The organism is Actinoplanes campanulatus (assembly GCF_014647795.1).
In the GTDB taxonomy this organism is placed as follows: domain Bacteria; phylum Actinomycetota; class Actinomycetes; order Mycobacteriales; family Micromonosporaceae; genus Actinoplanes; species Actinoplanes campanulatus.
Genome location: NZ_BMPW01000012.1, coordinates 128,144 through 143,729 on the forward strand (window position 1 = coordinate 128,144; position 15,586 = coordinate 143,729).

The following is a 15,586-nucleotide window of genomic DNA, read 5'->3' on the forward strand; positions in this document are numbered from 1 at the left end:
TGTGGCGCGATGACCTCGTCGAGCAACGGTGTGATCGTCACCGACTGGCTGCGATCCGTCCTGCATCCGCGCCGGGGTGGCATCGCCACCGGCATCCGGCCACCGGCCGGGCTCGACGAGGCGTGGGCCGGGCTGCGGCACGGGATCTGGGCGCAGGACGCCGAGATCCGGGCGAAGACCGGGTCGTCGCGCGTGTGGGAGCTGGTCACCTCGTTCGCGGCGGAGGACCGGGCGCTCGGCGCCCGGCTGCTCGGCGAAGCGGCCCGGATCGGTGACGAGCGGGAGGACCACGCGCTGGTCCGGGCGGTCCGCGAGCGGTTCCAGTACGTCGATCACGGCGCCGACGAGTGGCTGGCCGACTTCCTGGTGGCCGCCCACGGTCTGCCCGAGGCGTGCCGGCGGGTGCTCGGCGGCTTCCACGTCGACCTGCCGTACACCGGGGTGGGTGTCTTCGGCCGCCTGCGGGAGCTGCTGGTGACGGCCGACGCGGCGACGTACGCCCAGGCCCGTGACGTGCTGCTGGACGTCCGGGACCGGATGGCGAAGGAGATCACCGGCAGCCTCCGCGCCGACCTGTTCTGGGCGGTCACCTATCTGCTGCCGCTCGGCCCGGAGGCGGGGCCGGAGGAGCGGGCCGCGCACGCGGAGGCGATGCTGTACGTCGGCCGGTTCGGCAACGCCGCGGTGCACGCCTCCGGGCTGGCCGCCGGCGACCTGGACACCCTGGAACGCTTCCTGCGCGCCAACGACCGGGTGCGGCACGAGTTCTTCGCCGGCCGGATCTACCTGTCCGGTGTGGTGGAGACGGCGGGCGCGGCGGCCGGCCCGGTGCTGGCCCGGATGCGGCCGGACTCCCCGTACCGCGACGACCCGCACTACAACGGCATCTGGTGCGGTCTGCTCGCCCACGTCGACGACGACACGGCCCGGGCCGCGCTGGACGACCAGCGCCGTGCCGGGCACACGTGGGCGACCGGATTCACCGTTCCGGAAACGGCGCGGGTCGACGTACCAGATGGATCGCCTTGTTCTTATCAGCCGCCGAAGGCGGTCTTTCCCGCCTGGCTGGACGTGGCCGTGCCGGTGGAGCCCGTGCTGTGCCTCCGCGACGCCGAGCGGGAGGAGGCCGAGCGGAAGGGCGTGCACGCGGACGCCGAGCAGTGGGACGGTGTGCCGATCGGGCGGTGCGACACCGCCGCGGTGACCGCCTGGCTGGAGCATCGCGAGCGCTGGGCGATCCCGGCGACGCTGCCCGCCCTGGCTCTCGCGCCGCGCTGGACCCATGAGCGGCTGATGGCGCCCGGTTTCACCCACTACCACTACTGGGTGCGGTCGCTGATCCCGTTGCTGCTGCTCAGGCACGGGGTGAGTCACGTCGCGCCGCTGCTGTCGGCGTTCGGCGACGCGGCCTGTGTGGAGGCGGCGCTGGAGGTGGCGCAGCCGGTCGGGCACGCGTCGCTGGCCGCGCCGATGGCCCGCGCCTTCGCCGGGAAGAAGCATCGCCGACTGGCCCGTTCCTGGCTGCTGCGCCATCCGGAGCACGCGGCGGCCGGGACGGTGGCGCTGTGGCGCGCCGAACCGGACGACCCGGCGACCGGGCGGGCGCTGCGCTATCTCGACGGTCAGGGGCACCGGGCGCTGCTCACGGCCCAGGCCGGCGACCGGGCCGCGGACCTGGTCACGCTCCTGGAACGGGACCCGCTCGACGCGCCGAGGGCCAGGAAGCCGAAGATCCCGGCCTATCTGACGGGCACGCCGCTGCCTCCGCTCACGGCCGCCGACGGCAGCCGGGCGACAACCGACGATCAAGACCATTTCCTGGTACGCCTGGCGTCGTGCGACACCGACGAGGTGCACCCGGCGGTCCTCGCCGCACGGAACCGCTGGACCGCCGTGTCCCGGGCGGCCTTCGCGGACGCGCTGTTCGACCGCTGGGTGGCGGCCGGGGCGCCGGCCGCCGACGGCTGGTGCATGCAGGCGGTGGGCCTGATCGGCGACGACGCGGGCGCCCGGCGGCTGGCCGCGCACGCCCGGCAGTGGGCCGGGAACAACGCGGCGGCCCGTGCCCAGGCCGCCCTCGACGCGCTGCGGCACCGCGGCACCGACGCCGCCCTGATCGAGTTGAGCCTGCTCGCCGAGCGTTCCCGGTTCCCGGTCTTCAAGAGCCGCGCCCGGGACCACATCGAGTCGATCGCCGACCTGCGCGGGCTCACCCCGGACGAGCTGGCCGACCGGCTGGTGCCGTCGCTCGGCCTCGACGAGGAGGGCGGGGACGTCCTCGACACCGGCGCCGGCACGTTCCGGATCGGCTTCGACCACCAACTGGCCCCGGTCCTGCGGGACACCGACGGCCGGATCCTCGCCGACCTCCCCCGGGGCGGCGACCCGCAGCGACGTAGGGCGGCCAAGGACCGGCTCACCGCGCTGCGCAGGGAGGCCCGCGCCTCGGCGTCGCTGCACGTGGCCCGGCTGGAACGGGCGATGTGCGCCCAGCGGCGGATCCCGGCCCCGATCTTCCTGGACCGGTTCGCGGCCCACCCGTGGACGACCCACCTGGCCCGCCGCCTGGTCTGGGGCGTCTTCGACGGCGCGACCCTGACCGGCACGATCCGGGTCGCCGAGGACGGCACGCCGGCCACCGTGGACGACGATCCGGCCACGCTGCCGGACGACGCGACCCTCAGCGTGCTGCATCCGTTGCTCTTCCCGGACGGCGAGCTGGCCGCCTGGGGCGCGGTCTTCGCCGACTATCAGCTGCTCCAGCCGTTCGCGCAGCTCGACCGGCCGGTCCATCGGGACCTTCGGGACCTGCACCGGTACGCCGGGCGCGAGACCACCTACGCCGTGCTGCGCGGCCTGGAACGGCACGGCTGGACGCGCTGGTACGACGCCGCCGTCCAGATGGCGAAACCGCTGGGCGGAGGTGTGCACGCGCTGCTGCGCACCGATCCGGGCTGGCACGCCTCGGACACCGTCGACACCGCCCCGCCGCAGACGGTCGTCGACGTGATCCTGGTCGGTGCGGGCGGTCCGGGTCCCGGGGACCTGCCGCCGGTGGTCTTCTCGGAGCTGGTGCACGATCTGCGCGTATTCGACTGACTCGGTCCCGCATCCAAGAATTGCTATAATCCGGTATGCAATTCAACCGTGACGCGCTCGACTCGCTCAAAGCCGATCCGGCGGCCTCGCCCATTCACCGGTCGCTCGGTTTCTACTACGGAAATGCGGAGCACGACGCGGCGCTGGACGCGTTCTACGCGCGTTTCGTGGGGCCCGGCGATCTGGTCTTCGACGTCGGGGCGCATGTGGGGGACCGGATCGGGAGTTTCCGGCGGCTCGGGGCGCGGGTCGTCGCGGTGGAGCCACAGCCGCTCTGCCTGCGCGCGATCCGGGAGATCTATGCAGGTGACGACGATGTGGTGGCGATTCCGGCGGTGTGCGGCGGGTCCGCCGGGACGGTCGACTTCTATGTCAACTCGGCGAATCCCACGGTGTCCACGGCGTCCAGCGACTTCGTCCGGGCCGCTGACGGCGCCGACGGCTGGCAGGGTCAGGTGTGGGACGAGCAGTTCCGGGTCCGGTCCGTGACGCTCGATTCACTGTTCGCCGAACACGGGATTCCGGCATTCGTGAAAATCGACGTCGAAGGGTTCGAGGAAACGGTTCTCTCGGGTCTGAGCCGTTCCGTTCCGGCGCTGTCCTTCGAATTCACGACAATTGAGCGGGAAGTGGCGCTGCGCTGTCTCGACCGGGTGACCGGGCTCGGTTTCAAGGAGTTCAACATCGCGATGGGCGAGTCGATGTCGATGACCTTCCCGGAGTGGGTGGGCCGGGAGGAGATGGCCACCCACATCCGGGAGCTGCCGCACGAGGCGAACGCCGGCGACGTCTACTGCCGCTGAGCCCTAGACGGTGGTGGCGGCGGGTTCCGGCTCCAGGGATCCGCTCCACCAGGGGGCCTCGCGGCGCAGCGACTCCCGCCGCCACAGCCAGCGGACGTCCTTGCCGAACGACCAGACCAGCGAGGCGATGCTGACCGCGATGCAGGCCTGCGCCAGCGGGACCGGCAGCAGGCCGGCGCTCGTCACCACCAGGACGGCGCCCTGTGAGGCGGCCACCACCTTGCGGGAGAACCGCGGCGGCAGCGCGCCGTTCAGCCAGGGCATCGGGTAGGACGCGAGCACGTAGGCGTACCGGAAGAGGCCGATGCCGACCGCCCACCAGCCCAGCGTGGTGCCCAGGTAGACACTCAGCGCGATGGCCAGGACCGAGTCGGCCTCCATGTCGAACCGGGCGCCGAACTCCGAGGTGGTGCCGGTCCGCCGGGCGATCTGGCCGTCCAGGCCGTCGCACGCCAGGGACACCGCGGCCAGCCCGATCAGCGCGACGTGGTGGGTGTTCCCGGCGACCGCGTCGGCGGTGAGGGCGATCACACCGCCGGTCAGGATCAGCCGTCCGAAGGTGACGGTGTCGGCGAGCCCCCAGCGGTGGCCGTGGTGGTGTTCCAGGGAACGGCCCAGCAGCGTCCACGTACCGGCCGCGAAGACGATCCCGGCCGGCCAGCCCGCCGCCCCGAGCCCGACGGTGGCTCCCAGCAGGAGCAGGACGGTTGCTTGCACGATGCCGCCGAGGACCAATGGGCGTGCCGGAACCGTCACTATTCCTCCTGTAGCCGCTCGTTCACCTGCCGTCCGGTAACACGGCTCGGGGCGGCGGGCGGTTCAGCCGGAGATCTTGAATTCCGTGGGCGCGCCGAGCCGGTCCGCGATCCGCTCGGCGTACGCGGTCAGGAAGGTCTGCCGGACGGCGCGGCTCTTCGAGTCGATCAGGTTCATGGCCCGGGCCGCCTGCGCCAGCAGCGAACCGAACAGCAGCTCGGTGGCGTACAGGCCGGTCACCGGACCGGTGACGTCGACCAGGCCGAACTCCTGCATCCAGACGGCGTGGCAGCCGTTCGCCGCGGCCACCGCCCGCAGCAGCTGTGCCTTCGGCTGCTCGTACGGGTTGTCCACGGCGATCCGCCGCCCGCCCGTTCGCCCGTCTCCGGTGTTCTCCCGGAGCAGTTCCTGTGCCGCCAGGGTGCGGGCCTCGGCGATCTCGGCGTCGTCGGTGGCCTCGGCCTCGGCCAGCAGTCCCCGTACCCGGTCCAGCAGTTGCCGGCCGGGCTCACCGGCCGGCGCCGGGCTGACCGGCCCGACCCGCGGCATCGACGTGAGCAGGCGCAGCACCTGGACCATCGACTCGATGGCGGTGACCCGGTCGAGACCGTTGCGGTCCGCCCACTCCGGCAGCGGTTCCGGCCCGGTGACGAGCCGGCTGTGCCGGGCGCTGTGCTCTCGCCGTACCGCCCGGACCATCTCGGACGTCTGCCATCCGCGCTGTCCGGCCCGCTCGATCTCGCCGTGCAGGGCCGCGAGCAGCCTTCGGTCGACCTCGCGCGAGTCGGCGCTCGCGGCCAGCCGGAGGCCGGCCCCGGTGCCGAGATCGAGCAGGGTGTCGGTGACCGGCCGCTGGGCCGGGATGCGGGGCCGGCCTGCCGCCAACCGCTTCACCTTGTGTCGTTTCCGGCTGTTCCAGCCCACGAGTGGTTCACCTTGCTGTCGGAGTCGGGTTTCTCCGGCCACCTCACCATCCGGGGTGGAGGGCCCGCCGGGTTTCGCGTGGCGTTGCACCCGATCGGGCAGTCCACTACTGATCTGCAACCTCCGGTGGGGGTACCGAACCACCACGGGCCGGTAGACCGGGGGCGGGTACCCCATTTGCAACCTTTCTGCATTGGGCCAAACTTTGCAGCACCGAGCACAACCGCCGAATGAGGTGAGGTCACCACCGCAAAGCAACCTGAGAGGCGTGAATCCCGTTGCGCAGCTTCCGTGTCCGAGCCGCTGTCGTCGCCTCTTCCGTTCTGATGATCCTCGGTCTGTCCGCGGTGCCCGCGATGGCCGAGGGACTGACCTCCACCACCCTGGCCGACCGGCTCGCCGCGGTTGAGTCGGCCAAGTCGATCAACTACTACCCGTCGAACGCCGGCTGGTCGGCGATGTGGACCGGCTTCGACGCCGTCCGGATCGACGCCGACCTGGCCAAGGCGGCGGAGCTCGGGGCCGACAACGTCCGGGTGATCGTCTTCCCCTCGGTGTTCGGCTTCCCGGCGCCGAAGGCGGAGTACACCGAGAAGCTGCGCAAGTTCATCAGCATCGCCGACGCGCACGGGCTCACCGTCAAGGTGACCCTCTTCGACTGGTGGGCCGGCTACTCCGACGTCGCCGGCAGCGTCGCCTGGGCCAAGGCCGTGCTGGCCCCGTACGCGGGCGACCCGCGGGTCCTCGCCGTCGAGGTGAAGAACGAGATCCAGCCCGGCGACGCGGCCGCGATGACCTGGGTGAAGCAGTTCATCCCGGCGTTCCGGTCCGCGATCCCGAACCTGCCGCTGACCCTCTCGGTGGACGGTGGCACCGGCGCGCCCGGCATGGCGCAGATCAAGTCGGCGCTGACCGCCAGCCCGCTCGACTACTACGACTACCACTTCTACGGCAACTCGGAGCGGGCGCTCCCCGACATCCGCCAGGCGCAGGCCAACGTCGCCCCGACCCCCGTCGTGATCGGTGAGACCGGCGTCAGCAGCGCGGTCTACAGCGAGGGCGAGCAGGCCATCTACCTGGCCCGGGTCTTCCGCGCCGCGACCGAGGCCGGGATCGGCTCGGTGTCGCCGTGGACGCTGAACGACTTCTCGGACGGCGCCATCCCCGCCAACTCGGTCGTGTCGACGATGCCCGCCCAGTACAAGTTCGGCCTGTTCCGCGCCGACGGCACCCCGAAGCTGGCCGCCACCGTGGTCCGGACCGCCTTCTCCGGCGTGCCGATGCCGAACAGCCTCCTCAACCTGAGCTTCGAGGCGGCGGAGATCGACTCGCCGTGGCGGAGGACCAACACCGCCGCCGGTACGGCCGTGATCACCACCGGGATGGCCCGTACCGGGGTCCTGTCGGCGCGCTTCTCCGGCACCACCCGCACCGCCGGCGGTCTGCCCGGCCTGGTCCTCTCGCCGATCACGCCGGTGCAGCCCGGCTACCGCTGGCGGGCCGAGGCGTTCGCCCGCGGCGTCAACGCCACCGGCGTCACCGAGATCGCGCTGAGCTGGTTCGACGCGAACGGCAAGTGGATCAGCCAGAACACCTCGAACCGTCTCCCGGCGGGCAACACCAGCTGGACCAAGCTGGTGGTCGAGACGGTCGCCGCTCCGGCCGGCGCCGCCGCGGTGCAGCTGCACCTCAAGTCCGGCGACAACACCGGGACCGTGTGGTTCGACGACGCGGCGATCAGCTGACCGATGCGATGCGATGCGAAAGGCGGGCGCGAGCCCGCCTTTCGCCGCTTCAGGCGGGCTCCGGGCGTACATCGATCGTGATGCATCCCCCTTTCGGGTCGGCGGAGTCCGGGAGGGCAAGCTAGAGAGATGACCCAGCGGGCTCTCTGTAGTGGATGGAGCATCATGACTCGCCGTTGGCATGTGGTCGCCCTGGCCCTGCTCGCCGTGTTCGCCCTGGCCTGCGAGGGCAGCGGCAACGCCCAGCCGAAGCCGACGAGGACCAGCGCCAAACCGGCCACCGGCTATCCGGCCTCGATGGTGGCGCTCGGCGACTCGATCACCGCGGGGCTGGGCAGTTGCGCCGTCTATGTGGCGTGCACCCGCAACTCCTGGTCGACCGGGAACAACGCGGCGATCGCCAGCCACTACGACCGGATCCGGGACAAGAACCCGAAGATCAAAGGGGAGGCGGACAACCTCGCCGAGCCCGGCGCCGAGGCCGACGCGCTGGCCGGGCAGGCTCGCCGGGCGGTCGACCTCGAGCCCCAGTACGTGACGATCCTGATCGGCGCCAACGACGCGTGCGCCCGCCGGGTGGAGGACATGACCTCGCCTGCCACCTTCCGTGACGAGATCGGCGCGGGGCTGACCCGGCTGAAGAAGGGCCTGCCGAAGACCCGGATCCTGATGGTCAGCATCCCGGACCTGTACCGGCTGTGGCAGGTCGGCCGGGAGAGCGACAAGGCCGTCGAGGTGTGGAGCCGTGGCGGGATCTGCCCGTCCATGCTGGCCGAGCCCACCTCCACCGCGGCGGCCGACCAGCAGCGGCGGGAGCGGGTCCGGGACCGGATCGAGGCGTACAACACCGAACTGCGGAAGGCGTGCCGGGCGTACGGCGGCCGGTGCCGCTGGGACGGCGGCGCCGCGCACCGGATCCGGTTCGATCTCGATCTGGTGAGCGAGTTCGACTACTTCCACCCGAACGCGGACGGCCAGAAGGAATTGGCCGAAGTGGTCTATCCCGGTCGCTTCACATGGTGATGGCCGTCACAGTCCGGCAGAATGGCACTCCTTTACCAGCAACGGGTGATTTCCGGACACCGGACGAGGAGATATACAAGCGACAGAGCGGCAGCGAACGACTGAAAGGAGCCCGATGGCCACCTGGATCCTGGTGCCATGTCTGGGCCAGTTGCGCACCGAGCTGAACCGGATCGCGCCCGGCCGGGACACATCGAGCGACGGCACGATCGGTGACGTGGCGCACCAGAGCCGAAGCTCCGACCACAACGACGACGAGGTCGGGAACGTGCCGATCAGAGACGCGGACTCCAAGCACGAGGTGCACGCCGTCGACCTCGACGCCGATCTGCGCGAGTCGGACCTGACCATGGAGAAGGTGGTGCAGCACGTCGTGGCCCGCTGTCGCGGCGGCGCCGAGAAACGGCTGCGCTACGTGATCTACAACCGGCGCATCTGGGAGGCGTCGAACAACTGGCGTCAGCGCTCCTACAGCGGGGACAACGCGCACACCCAGCACGCGCACTTCTCGTCCTCGTACGAGACACGGTACGAAGCCTCGACCGCATCCTGGCATCTGGAGGACATTCCCGTGGCACTGACCGAAGCGGACAAGAAGTGGTTGGCCGCCCAGATCGACAAGGCGGCCACCACGGCCGCCGAGCGGGTGTGGAAGACGAAGTGGAACATCAATTTCGAGCCCGGCAGCACGCCGTACCTGGCGGAGGCCGGCAACATCCTGGCCCACGTCCCCGGTGAGCACGCCCGCGGCGAGGCTCTGCTCAACGAGATCAAGACCGACGTGGAGAAGCTGCTCGCCGAGTGACCCGTGGCGAAGGGGCCGGTCACCGGCCCCTTCGCCACGGGTAGGCGGGGGTGACGCGGTCGCGGATGGTGTCGAGGACCGCCTCCGCGGCCCACGCGGCGGCGTCGGCGATGTCCCGTCCGTCCATCCCGAACTCGCGGCGGAACGTCACCCAGGTCCCGACCGAGTCGAGATGGGACAGCGCCGCGATGACCGACCGGCGCTGGGCCGGGTCGAGGGACGGCACCTCGGCGTCCAGCAGTCGCTCGAGCTGCGCCCGGCCGGGCGACGGCGCCGCCCCGCTCACCCCGCGCATCGCCGTCTCGGCGACGACGTGGGCGAGCTCCGGCCGCGCGTCGTACCGCTGCATCGCCTCGCGGATCGCCAGCGGGACGTCGAAGATCGAGTGCGACTCCTCGCGGGCGAACAGCGTCGCCTCGATCCAGGCCGCGGTCGCCAGCAGCAGGTCGACGCGGGTCGGATAGTTGCGGAACACCGTGCGCTCGGCGATGCCGGCCCGCCGCGCGATGACCCGGTACGACACGTCGTCGCTGCCGAGCTCCTCGATCAACTCGGCGTAGGCCGCGAGGATCGCCCCCTGTGTGCCGCTGAGCGCCGGGACCGCCGTGGATCCGGTCACGGCTGCGCCCACGTCGCTTCCGGCAGCCGCGCGAGCACGGTGCCCACCGCGTGGTCGAACGCGTCGCAGATCTCGCCGGCGTCCAGATCGAAACCGGTGCGCAGCCGGGCCCAGAACATCGCCGACGAGAAGTAGCGCAGCGACGCCGCGACCCGCAGGCGGTCCCGCCGGTTCAGCGTCGGCGCCGCCACCTCGAGCATCGCCTCGATCGCCCGGGTGATGTAGGCCGGCTCGGTGTCCAGCGTCGGCGAGATCGCGGACGCCCGGGCGCCGACGTACGCGTACGCCGGCAACGTGTCGAACGCCCGGAAGCGCTCGTGCACGGCGGCGCAGAAGTCGGACACGGTCACGAACGACGGCAGCGGGAAACAGGCCTGCTCGATCCAGTTCGACAGGGCGGCGAGCAGGTGGGCGCGCGTCGGGTACTGCCGATAGATCGTGCGCTCGGAGATGCCGACCTCGTCGGCGAGGGCGCGATAGGAGATGTCGTCGAACGTGCGCTCGCGCAGCAGCACCGCGGCACTCGCGAGAATCGCGGTCGCGGTGTCGACCGGCTCCTCCATCACGTCTCCCTCTTTCGGGCGGCCGCCCAGTGCTGAGGCCCGGTGTCTTCCGGCGGGAGAACGTATCGATCGGAATCGTCGAGCGTGAGCGCCAGCGACGACACGTACAGGATCTCGCCGTGCGGTCCCCTCTCGGCCGAGGCCAGCATATCCGGCCGCTCGAACAGGTAGCCGGTGACGTGGCAGCGGAACCGCTCGCCCGAGGGGTTGCCGTCGGCGTCGAAGCGGGGGGAGTCGATGCCGTCGGAGCGGCGCCGCAGGTAGTACCGTCCCCGCGTGGCGAGGGCGGTGACCGGTGTCGCCACGAACGCGATGCCGATCGCGATGAGCACCGAGAACGGCGTCACGCCGGCGCCGAACACCCCGGCGAACGCGAGCAGCGACAGCACCGAGGCGAGCCCGACCGACACCAGGCCGACCGGGTTCCAGTCGTGCAGCATGCCGCGGCGGAACTCGGGGAAACGCGGCGAGATGCGCAGCACCCACTTGTTGATCGCGATGTCGGTGGCGATCGTCACGAGCCAGGCCATGACGATGTTCGCGTAGAGGCTCAGCACGAAGGAGATGAGGGTGAAGACGTCCAGCATCATCAGCACGTACGCGATCACCAGGTTGAACAGGACGAAGATCGTGCGTCCCGGATAGTGTTTCGCCAGCCGGGTGAAGACGTTCGACCAGGCGAGCGAGCCCGAGTAGGCATTCGTCACGTTGATCTTCACCTGGGCGACCACGATGAGCACCAGGGCGAGCACGATCGCGAGCCAGTCGGGGACGAGGGTCTGGTACATCTCCACGAACTGCTTGACAGGCTCGGCCGCCTGGTGCCCGAGCGCGGGCTCGACCCGGACCAGCAGGTAGACGGCGAGAAACACCCCGATCACCTGCTTGGTGCCGCTGAAGACGACCCAGCCCGGCCCGGCGAACACGAACGACGTCCACCACGAGCGGGTGTTCGACGGCGTACGCGGCGGCATGGCCCGGATGTAGTCGATCTGCTCGGCCAGCTGCGGGGTGAGGGCGAAACACACGGCCGCACTCGACACCACGGCGCCGAAGCTGATCGATCCGTCGGAGTCGCCGGTGAACGTCGTGAAGGCGCTCACCACCTCGGGGTCGGAGACGAGGATCCACAGCAGCGGCAGCAGGGCGAGGGCCAGCCACAGGGGCGTGGTCCAGAACTGCAGGCGCTCCAGCGCGCGCATGCCGTAGATGACGATCGGGATCACCACGACGGTCGAGACGAGGTAACCGAGCCACAGCGGCATCCCCGTTGCCACCCGCAGCCCCTGCGCCATGATGGCGCCCTCCAGGGCGAAGAAGATGCAGGTGAAGCCGGCGAAGATCACCGTCGTGATGATCGAGCCGTAGTAGCCGAACCCCGAACCACGGGCGATGAGATCGAGGTCGAGGTTGTAGCGCGCGGCGTAGTAGGCGACCGGCACACCCACGATGACGATGATGACCGACGCGAACACGATGCCGAGCACGGCGTTGGAGGTGCCGTGGTCGATGCCGATGCTCGCGCCGATCGAGAAGTCGGCCAGGAACGCGATGGACCCCAGGGCGGTCGCGCCGACGGAGGCCGCGCTCCAGCGCCGGAAGGTGCGCGGCACGTAGCGGAACGCGTAGTCCTCCAGGCTGTCCTCTGCGGCCGCGCGCGCATTGTCCGTCGACACAGGGAAAATTTCGCTGTCCGGTGTTACGACGGCGTTGCGGGCGTGAGTCATGCCTGCTCAGATCGCCATGGCGGCCCGCACCGTGGAGGTGGCCGCCATGCCACCGACGCCGGTCTGTGTGACGAAACCCGAGGCGAGTACGACGTAGCGTTCGGCGGCCTGCAGGGCGAAACCGATGTGCTGTTCGACCAGCAGCACGTGCATGCCTTCCTCGGCCAGCTGCATGATGGTCTGCTCGATCTCGGCGACGATCGTGGGCTGGATGCCCTCGGTGGGTTCGTCGAGGATGAGCAGCCTCGGCTGGGTGATGAGGGCGCGGGCGATCGCGAGCTGCTGGCGCTGCCCGCCGGAGAGCAGGCCCGCCTTGCGGGTGGCGAACTGCTCCAGGGCGGGGAAGCGGGCCAGCTGCGCGTCGATCAGGGCCTTGCCGTTACGGCGCCCGTCGGCCACGAGCTGCAGATTCTCCAGCGTGGTGAGCTGGCCGAACGACTGCTGACCCTGCGGCACGTACGCCATACCGCGAGCGACGCGACGGTTGGGGGCGAGCGACGTGATGTCCTCGCCGTCGAACAACACCCGGCCCTTGGTCGGCTTGATCAGGCCGATCGCGAGACGCAGCAGGGTCGTCTTGCCGGCGCCGTTGTGGCCGAGCACGGCCACCACCTTGCCGGCCGGCACCGTTACGCCGTGCAGCACCCGCGTGCGCCCGTAACCGGCCTCGATGTCGGTGAGTTCCAGCATGTCAGCCCTCCGTCATGGCGTCTGCGGTGCCGAGGTAGACCTCCTGCACCCTGGGGTCGGCCTGCACCTCGGCCACCGTGCCCTGGGAGAGCACCCTGCCCTGGTGCAGCACCGTCACGCGGGTGGCGTAGCGGCGCATGAAGTCCATGTCGTGCTCGACCACGACCACGATCCGCTTTGCCGCGATGCGCTGCAGCAGCTCGCCGGTCGCGGTGCGCTCGTCCTGGCTCATGCCGGCGACGGGCTCGTCGAGCAGCAGCACCTTCGCGTCCTGTACGAGCAGCATCGCGATCTCCAGCCATTGTTTCTGGCCGTGCGACAGGATGCCGGCCGGCGTGGCGAGTTCACCGGTGAGCCCGGTCTCCTCCAGCGCCAGCTCGATCGACGGGTCGGTGCCGCGCCGGGACCGCAGCAGCGAGGTGGAGGAGCGGTGGCGCCCGGCGGCGATGTCGAGGTTCTGCAGCACGGTGAGCTCGTCGAAGACGCTCGCGGTCTGGAACGTGCGGCCGACCCCGAGGCGGACGATCCTGTGCACCTGCCTGCCGAGCAGTTCCTTCTCGCCGAGCTTCGCCGATCCGGTGCCCTTGACCAGCCCGGTGATGGCGTCGATGCAGGTCGTCTTGCCGGCGCCGTTCGGGCCGATGAGGAACCGGACCTCGCCGGGGTGCGCGTCGAAGGAGACACCGCCGACCGCGACGAAACCGGAGAACTCGACACAGAGGTCGGTGACGACCAGTGAGGTCCCCGTCATGACTGTTCCCCCTCTCGGGATTCAAGAGCGCGACAGGGTGCGCTCGTGACCGTCCTTCGGCCGGTCACGAGCGCACCTCTTCAAGTACGGCGGCGGCGGGGGCCGCCGGGGTGGGCTGGGGGTCCGGCTTCCGGCGGGCGGCGGCGATCCGGGCGGGCAGCGATGACAGCCCGTTCGGCAGGAAGAGGATGACGACGACGAAGAGCAGACCGAGGATGTAGGTCCAGCCCTCGGGCCAGGTCGAGCCGAGGCTCGACTGCCCCCAGCCGACCGCCATCGCGCCGAGCGCGGGGCCGAAGAGCGAGGCGCGGCCGCCGAAGGCGACACCCGCGATCATCATGATCGAGGCGGCGGCGCCGATCTCGGCCGGGGTGATGATGCCGACGATGGGCACGAACATCGCCCCGCCGATGCTCGCCATCAGCGCGGACACGACGAACGCGACGAGCTTGACGTTGGCCGGGTCGTAGCCGAGGAAACGTACGCGCTCCTCCGCGTCCCGGGTGGCGACGAGGAGTTCACCGAACCGGCTGCGGTAGAGCTGCCACACCGCGAGCAGGCAGACGACGAGGAGCCCGGCCGCGATGAGGTACACCATGAGTTTGTTCGCCGGGTCGTTCAGCACGTAGCCGAAGAAGTACTTGAAGTCGCTGAGCCCGGTGTCGCCACCGGTCTCGCGGATGGTGGAGCTGATCAGGATGGCCAGCGCGACCGCGAGCGCCTGCGTCAGGATCGCGAAGTATGCGCCCTTCACCCGGCGCTTGAACAGCGCGTAGCCGAGGACGCCGGCCAGGACCACCGGGAGCACCACGATCGCCAGCAGGGTGAACCCCGCGCTGCGGAACGGCTCCCAGAACGCCGGGAGCGGCGCGAGCGGGTCGTAGAGCACCATGAACCCGGGGATCCGGTCACCCGCGGTCTCCAGCGTGAGGTGCATGGCCATCGAGTAGGCGCCGAGGGCGAAGAACACGCCCTGGCCCATCACCAGCATCCCGCCCCGGCCCCACGCGAGGCCGATGCCGACGGCGGCGATCGCCCAGCAGCAGTACTTGCCGAGGTTGTTGAGCCAGTGATCGGTGAGCACGAAGGGGGCTACCCCGAGGAGCAGCACGGCGAACGCCCCGATGCCGCTGAGGGAGATCCAAGGCTTGGTCATGCCAGACTCCTGGTTCGCACCGTGAACAGGCCCTGCGGGCGCAGCTGCAGGAAGACGATCACGAGGATGAAGGCGAGCACCTGCGCCAGGCTGCCGGTGGTCCAGTAGGCGAAGTACGAGAGGGCGACGCCCACCGCCCACGCGGCGATGATGGTGCCCTTGAGCTGGCCGATGCCACCGGCGGCGACGACGAGGAAGGCCGGGATGATGTACTGCGCGCCCATCTGCGAGTTCGTGCCGCCGATGAGCGACGCCGCCACACCGGCGACCCCGGCCAGACCGGACCCGGTGAAGAAGGTGAGACGGTCGACGGTGCGGGTGGAGATCCCCGAGGTCTCGGCGAGGTCCCGGTTGTGCACGGTGGCCCGGATGCGGCGGCCGAACGAGGTGTATTTGAGCCAGGCCGACAGTGCTGCGACGCAGACGGTCGCGAGCAGGATGGTGAAGAGCTGCCGGAGCGGCCATTCGTAGCCGAGGATGTTCAGCTGCCCGTCGAGCCAGCCGGGCTTCTCCACCGGGACGCCCTGGGACGGGAAGATCTGCAGTGCCGCCTGCTGGAGGATCAGGCCGACACCGACCGTGACGAGCAGGGTGTCGAGGGGCCTGCGGTACATCCACTGGATGATGGTGACCTCCAGCAGGAGGCCGAACAGGCCGGCGACGACGAACGCGACCGGCAGCGCGACCGGGATCGACAGGTCGCTGGCGGTGATGACCTGCTGGACGAGGTAGGCGGCGAAGGCGCCGATCATGAGGAACTCGCCGTGGGCCATGTTGATCACGCCCATCTGGCCGAAGGTGAGCGAGAGGCCCAGCGCGGCGAGCAGGAGCAGCGCGCCCTGTGCGCTGCCGTTCAGCAGCGGTGCTATCAGTGCGTCCACGTGCATTCGCTCTCTCTAGCGTCTCTACAGAGGAGGGAGGGGTC

14 protein-coding genes are annotated in these 15,586 nt (G+C 70.4%); 5 read left to right on the forward strand and 9 right to left on the reverse strand.

Annotation, left to right across the window (positions count from 1 at the left end; translation table 11 throughout):
- The first annotated feature begins 9 nt into the window (after positions 1–9).
- Together IEZ13_RS23600 and IEZ13_RS23605 are read left to right on the forward strand one after the other, a co-directional pair.
- A complete protein-coding gene (locus tag IEZ13_RS23600) occupies positions 10–3,099 on the forward strand; it encodes a DUF4132 domain-containing protein (RefSeq protein ID WP_183226268.1) in 3,090 nt (1,029 codons plus the stop codon).
- 35 nt (positions 3,100–3,134) lie between these two features.
- Positions 3,135–3,902 (forward strand): FkbM family methyltransferase, encoded by a 768-nt coding sequence (locus tag IEZ13_RS23605; protein WP_183226269.1) that lies wholly within the window; start codon positions 3,135–3,137, stop codon positions 3,900–3,902.
- A 3-nt stretch (positions 3,903–3,905) separates the two neighbouring features.
- Here IEZ13_RS23605 and IEZ13_RS23610 read toward each other — a convergent pair whose 3' ends face one another.
- Both IEZ13_RS23610 and IEZ13_RS23615 read right to left on the reverse strand, forming a co-directional pair.
- On the reverse strand, positions 3,906–4,658 hold the full coding sequence (locus IEZ13_RS23610; RefSeq protein ID WP_183226270.1) for a CDP-alcohol phosphatidyltransferase family protein: 753 nt from the start codon (positions 4,656–4,658) through the stop codon (positions 3,906–3,908).
- A gap of 63 nt (positions 4,659–4,721) precedes the next feature.
- Positions 4,722–5,543, reverse strand: a complete 822-nt coding sequence (locus IEZ13_RS23615) for a hypothetical protein (RefSeq protein ID WP_183226271.1) — start codon at positions 5,541–5,543, stop codon at positions 4,722–4,724.
- Positions 5,544–5,908: 365 nt separating this feature from the next.
- On the opposite strand from IEZ13_RS23615, the gene IEZ13_RS23620 reads away from it, so the two are divergent.
- From IEZ13_RS23620 to IEZ13_RS23630, 3 genes are all read left to right on the forward strand, one after another.
- Positions 5,909–7,327, forward strand: coding sequence for a glycoside hydrolase 5 family protein (locus IEZ13_RS23620; protein ID WP_229794941.1), 1,419 nt, complete (start codon positions 5,909–5,911; stop codon positions 7,325–7,327).
- 165 nt (positions 7,328–7,492) lie between these two features.
- Positions 7,493–8,350, forward strand: a complete 858-nt coding sequence (locus tag IEZ13_RS23625; protein ID WP_183226273.1) for a GDSL-type esterase/lipase family protein — start codon at positions 7,493–7,495, stop codon at positions 8,348–8,350.
- Between the two features lie 115 nt (positions 8,351–8,465).
- Positions 8,466–9,155, forward strand: a complete 690-nt coding sequence (locus IEZ13_RS23630) for a hypothetical protein (protein ID WP_183226274.1) — start codon at positions 8,466–8,468, stop codon at positions 9,153–9,155.
- A gap of 19 nt (positions 9,156–9,174) precedes the next feature.
- On the opposite strand, the gene IEZ13_RS23635 is transcribed toward IEZ13_RS23630, so the two are convergent.
- The 7 genes from IEZ13_RS23635 to urtB form a co-directional block, all read right to left on the reverse strand.
- On the reverse strand, positions 9,175–9,774 hold the full coding sequence (locus IEZ13_RS23635; RefSeq protein ID WP_183226275.1) for a TetR/AcrR family transcriptional regulator: 600 nt from the start codon (positions 9,772–9,774) through the stop codon (positions 9,175–9,177).
- Positions 9,771–10,337, reverse strand: coding sequence for a TetR/AcrR family transcriptional regulator (locus tag IEZ13_RS23640; RefSeq protein WP_183226276.1), 567 nt, complete (start codon positions 10,335–10,337; stop codon positions 9,771–9,773). The genes IEZ13_RS23635 and IEZ13_RS23640 overlap by 4 nt, the downstream gene beginning before the upstream one ends.
- Complete coding sequence (locus IEZ13_RS23645) at positions 10,337–12,013, reverse strand: purine-cytosine permease family protein (RefSeq protein WP_203833930.1); 1,677 nt, start codon at positions 12,011–12,013, stop codon at positions 10,337–10,339. Before IEZ13_RS23645 ends, IEZ13_RS23640 begins: the two co-directional genes overlap by 1 nt.
- A gap of 57 nt (positions 12,014–12,070) precedes the next feature.
- Positions 12,071–12,754 carry an ATP-binding cassette domain-containing protein gene (locus IEZ13_RS23650; RefSeq protein ID WP_183226277.1) on the reverse strand — a complete coding sequence of 228 codons (684 nt, stop codon included), beginning with the start codon at positions 12,752–12,754 and terminating at the stop codon, positions 12,071–12,073.
- A gap of 1 nt (position 12,755) precedes the next feature.
- On the reverse strand, positions 12,756–13,505 hold the full coding sequence (gene urtD / locus IEZ13_RS23655; protein WP_183226278.1) for an urea ABC transporter ATP-binding protein UrtD: 750 nt from the start codon (positions 13,503–13,505) through the stop codon (positions 12,756–12,758).
- A gap of 64 nt (positions 13,506–13,569) precedes the next feature.
- Entirely contained in the window at positions 13,570–14,661 is a 1,092-nt protein-coding gene (gene urtC, locus IEZ13_RS23660; RefSeq protein ID WP_183226279.1) for an urea ABC transporter permease subunit UrtC, read from the reverse strand.
- The gene (gene urtB, locus IEZ13_RS23665) at positions 14,658–15,548 is read right to left on the reverse strand and encodes an urea ABC transporter permease subunit UrtB (protein WP_221246213.1); all 891 of its coding nucleotides are present in this window, start codon (positions 15,546–15,548) and stop codon (positions 14,658–14,660) included. The genes urtC and urtB overlap by 4 nt, the downstream gene beginning before the upstream one ends.
- Between the last annotated feature and the right edge of the window lie 38 nt (positions 15,549–15,586).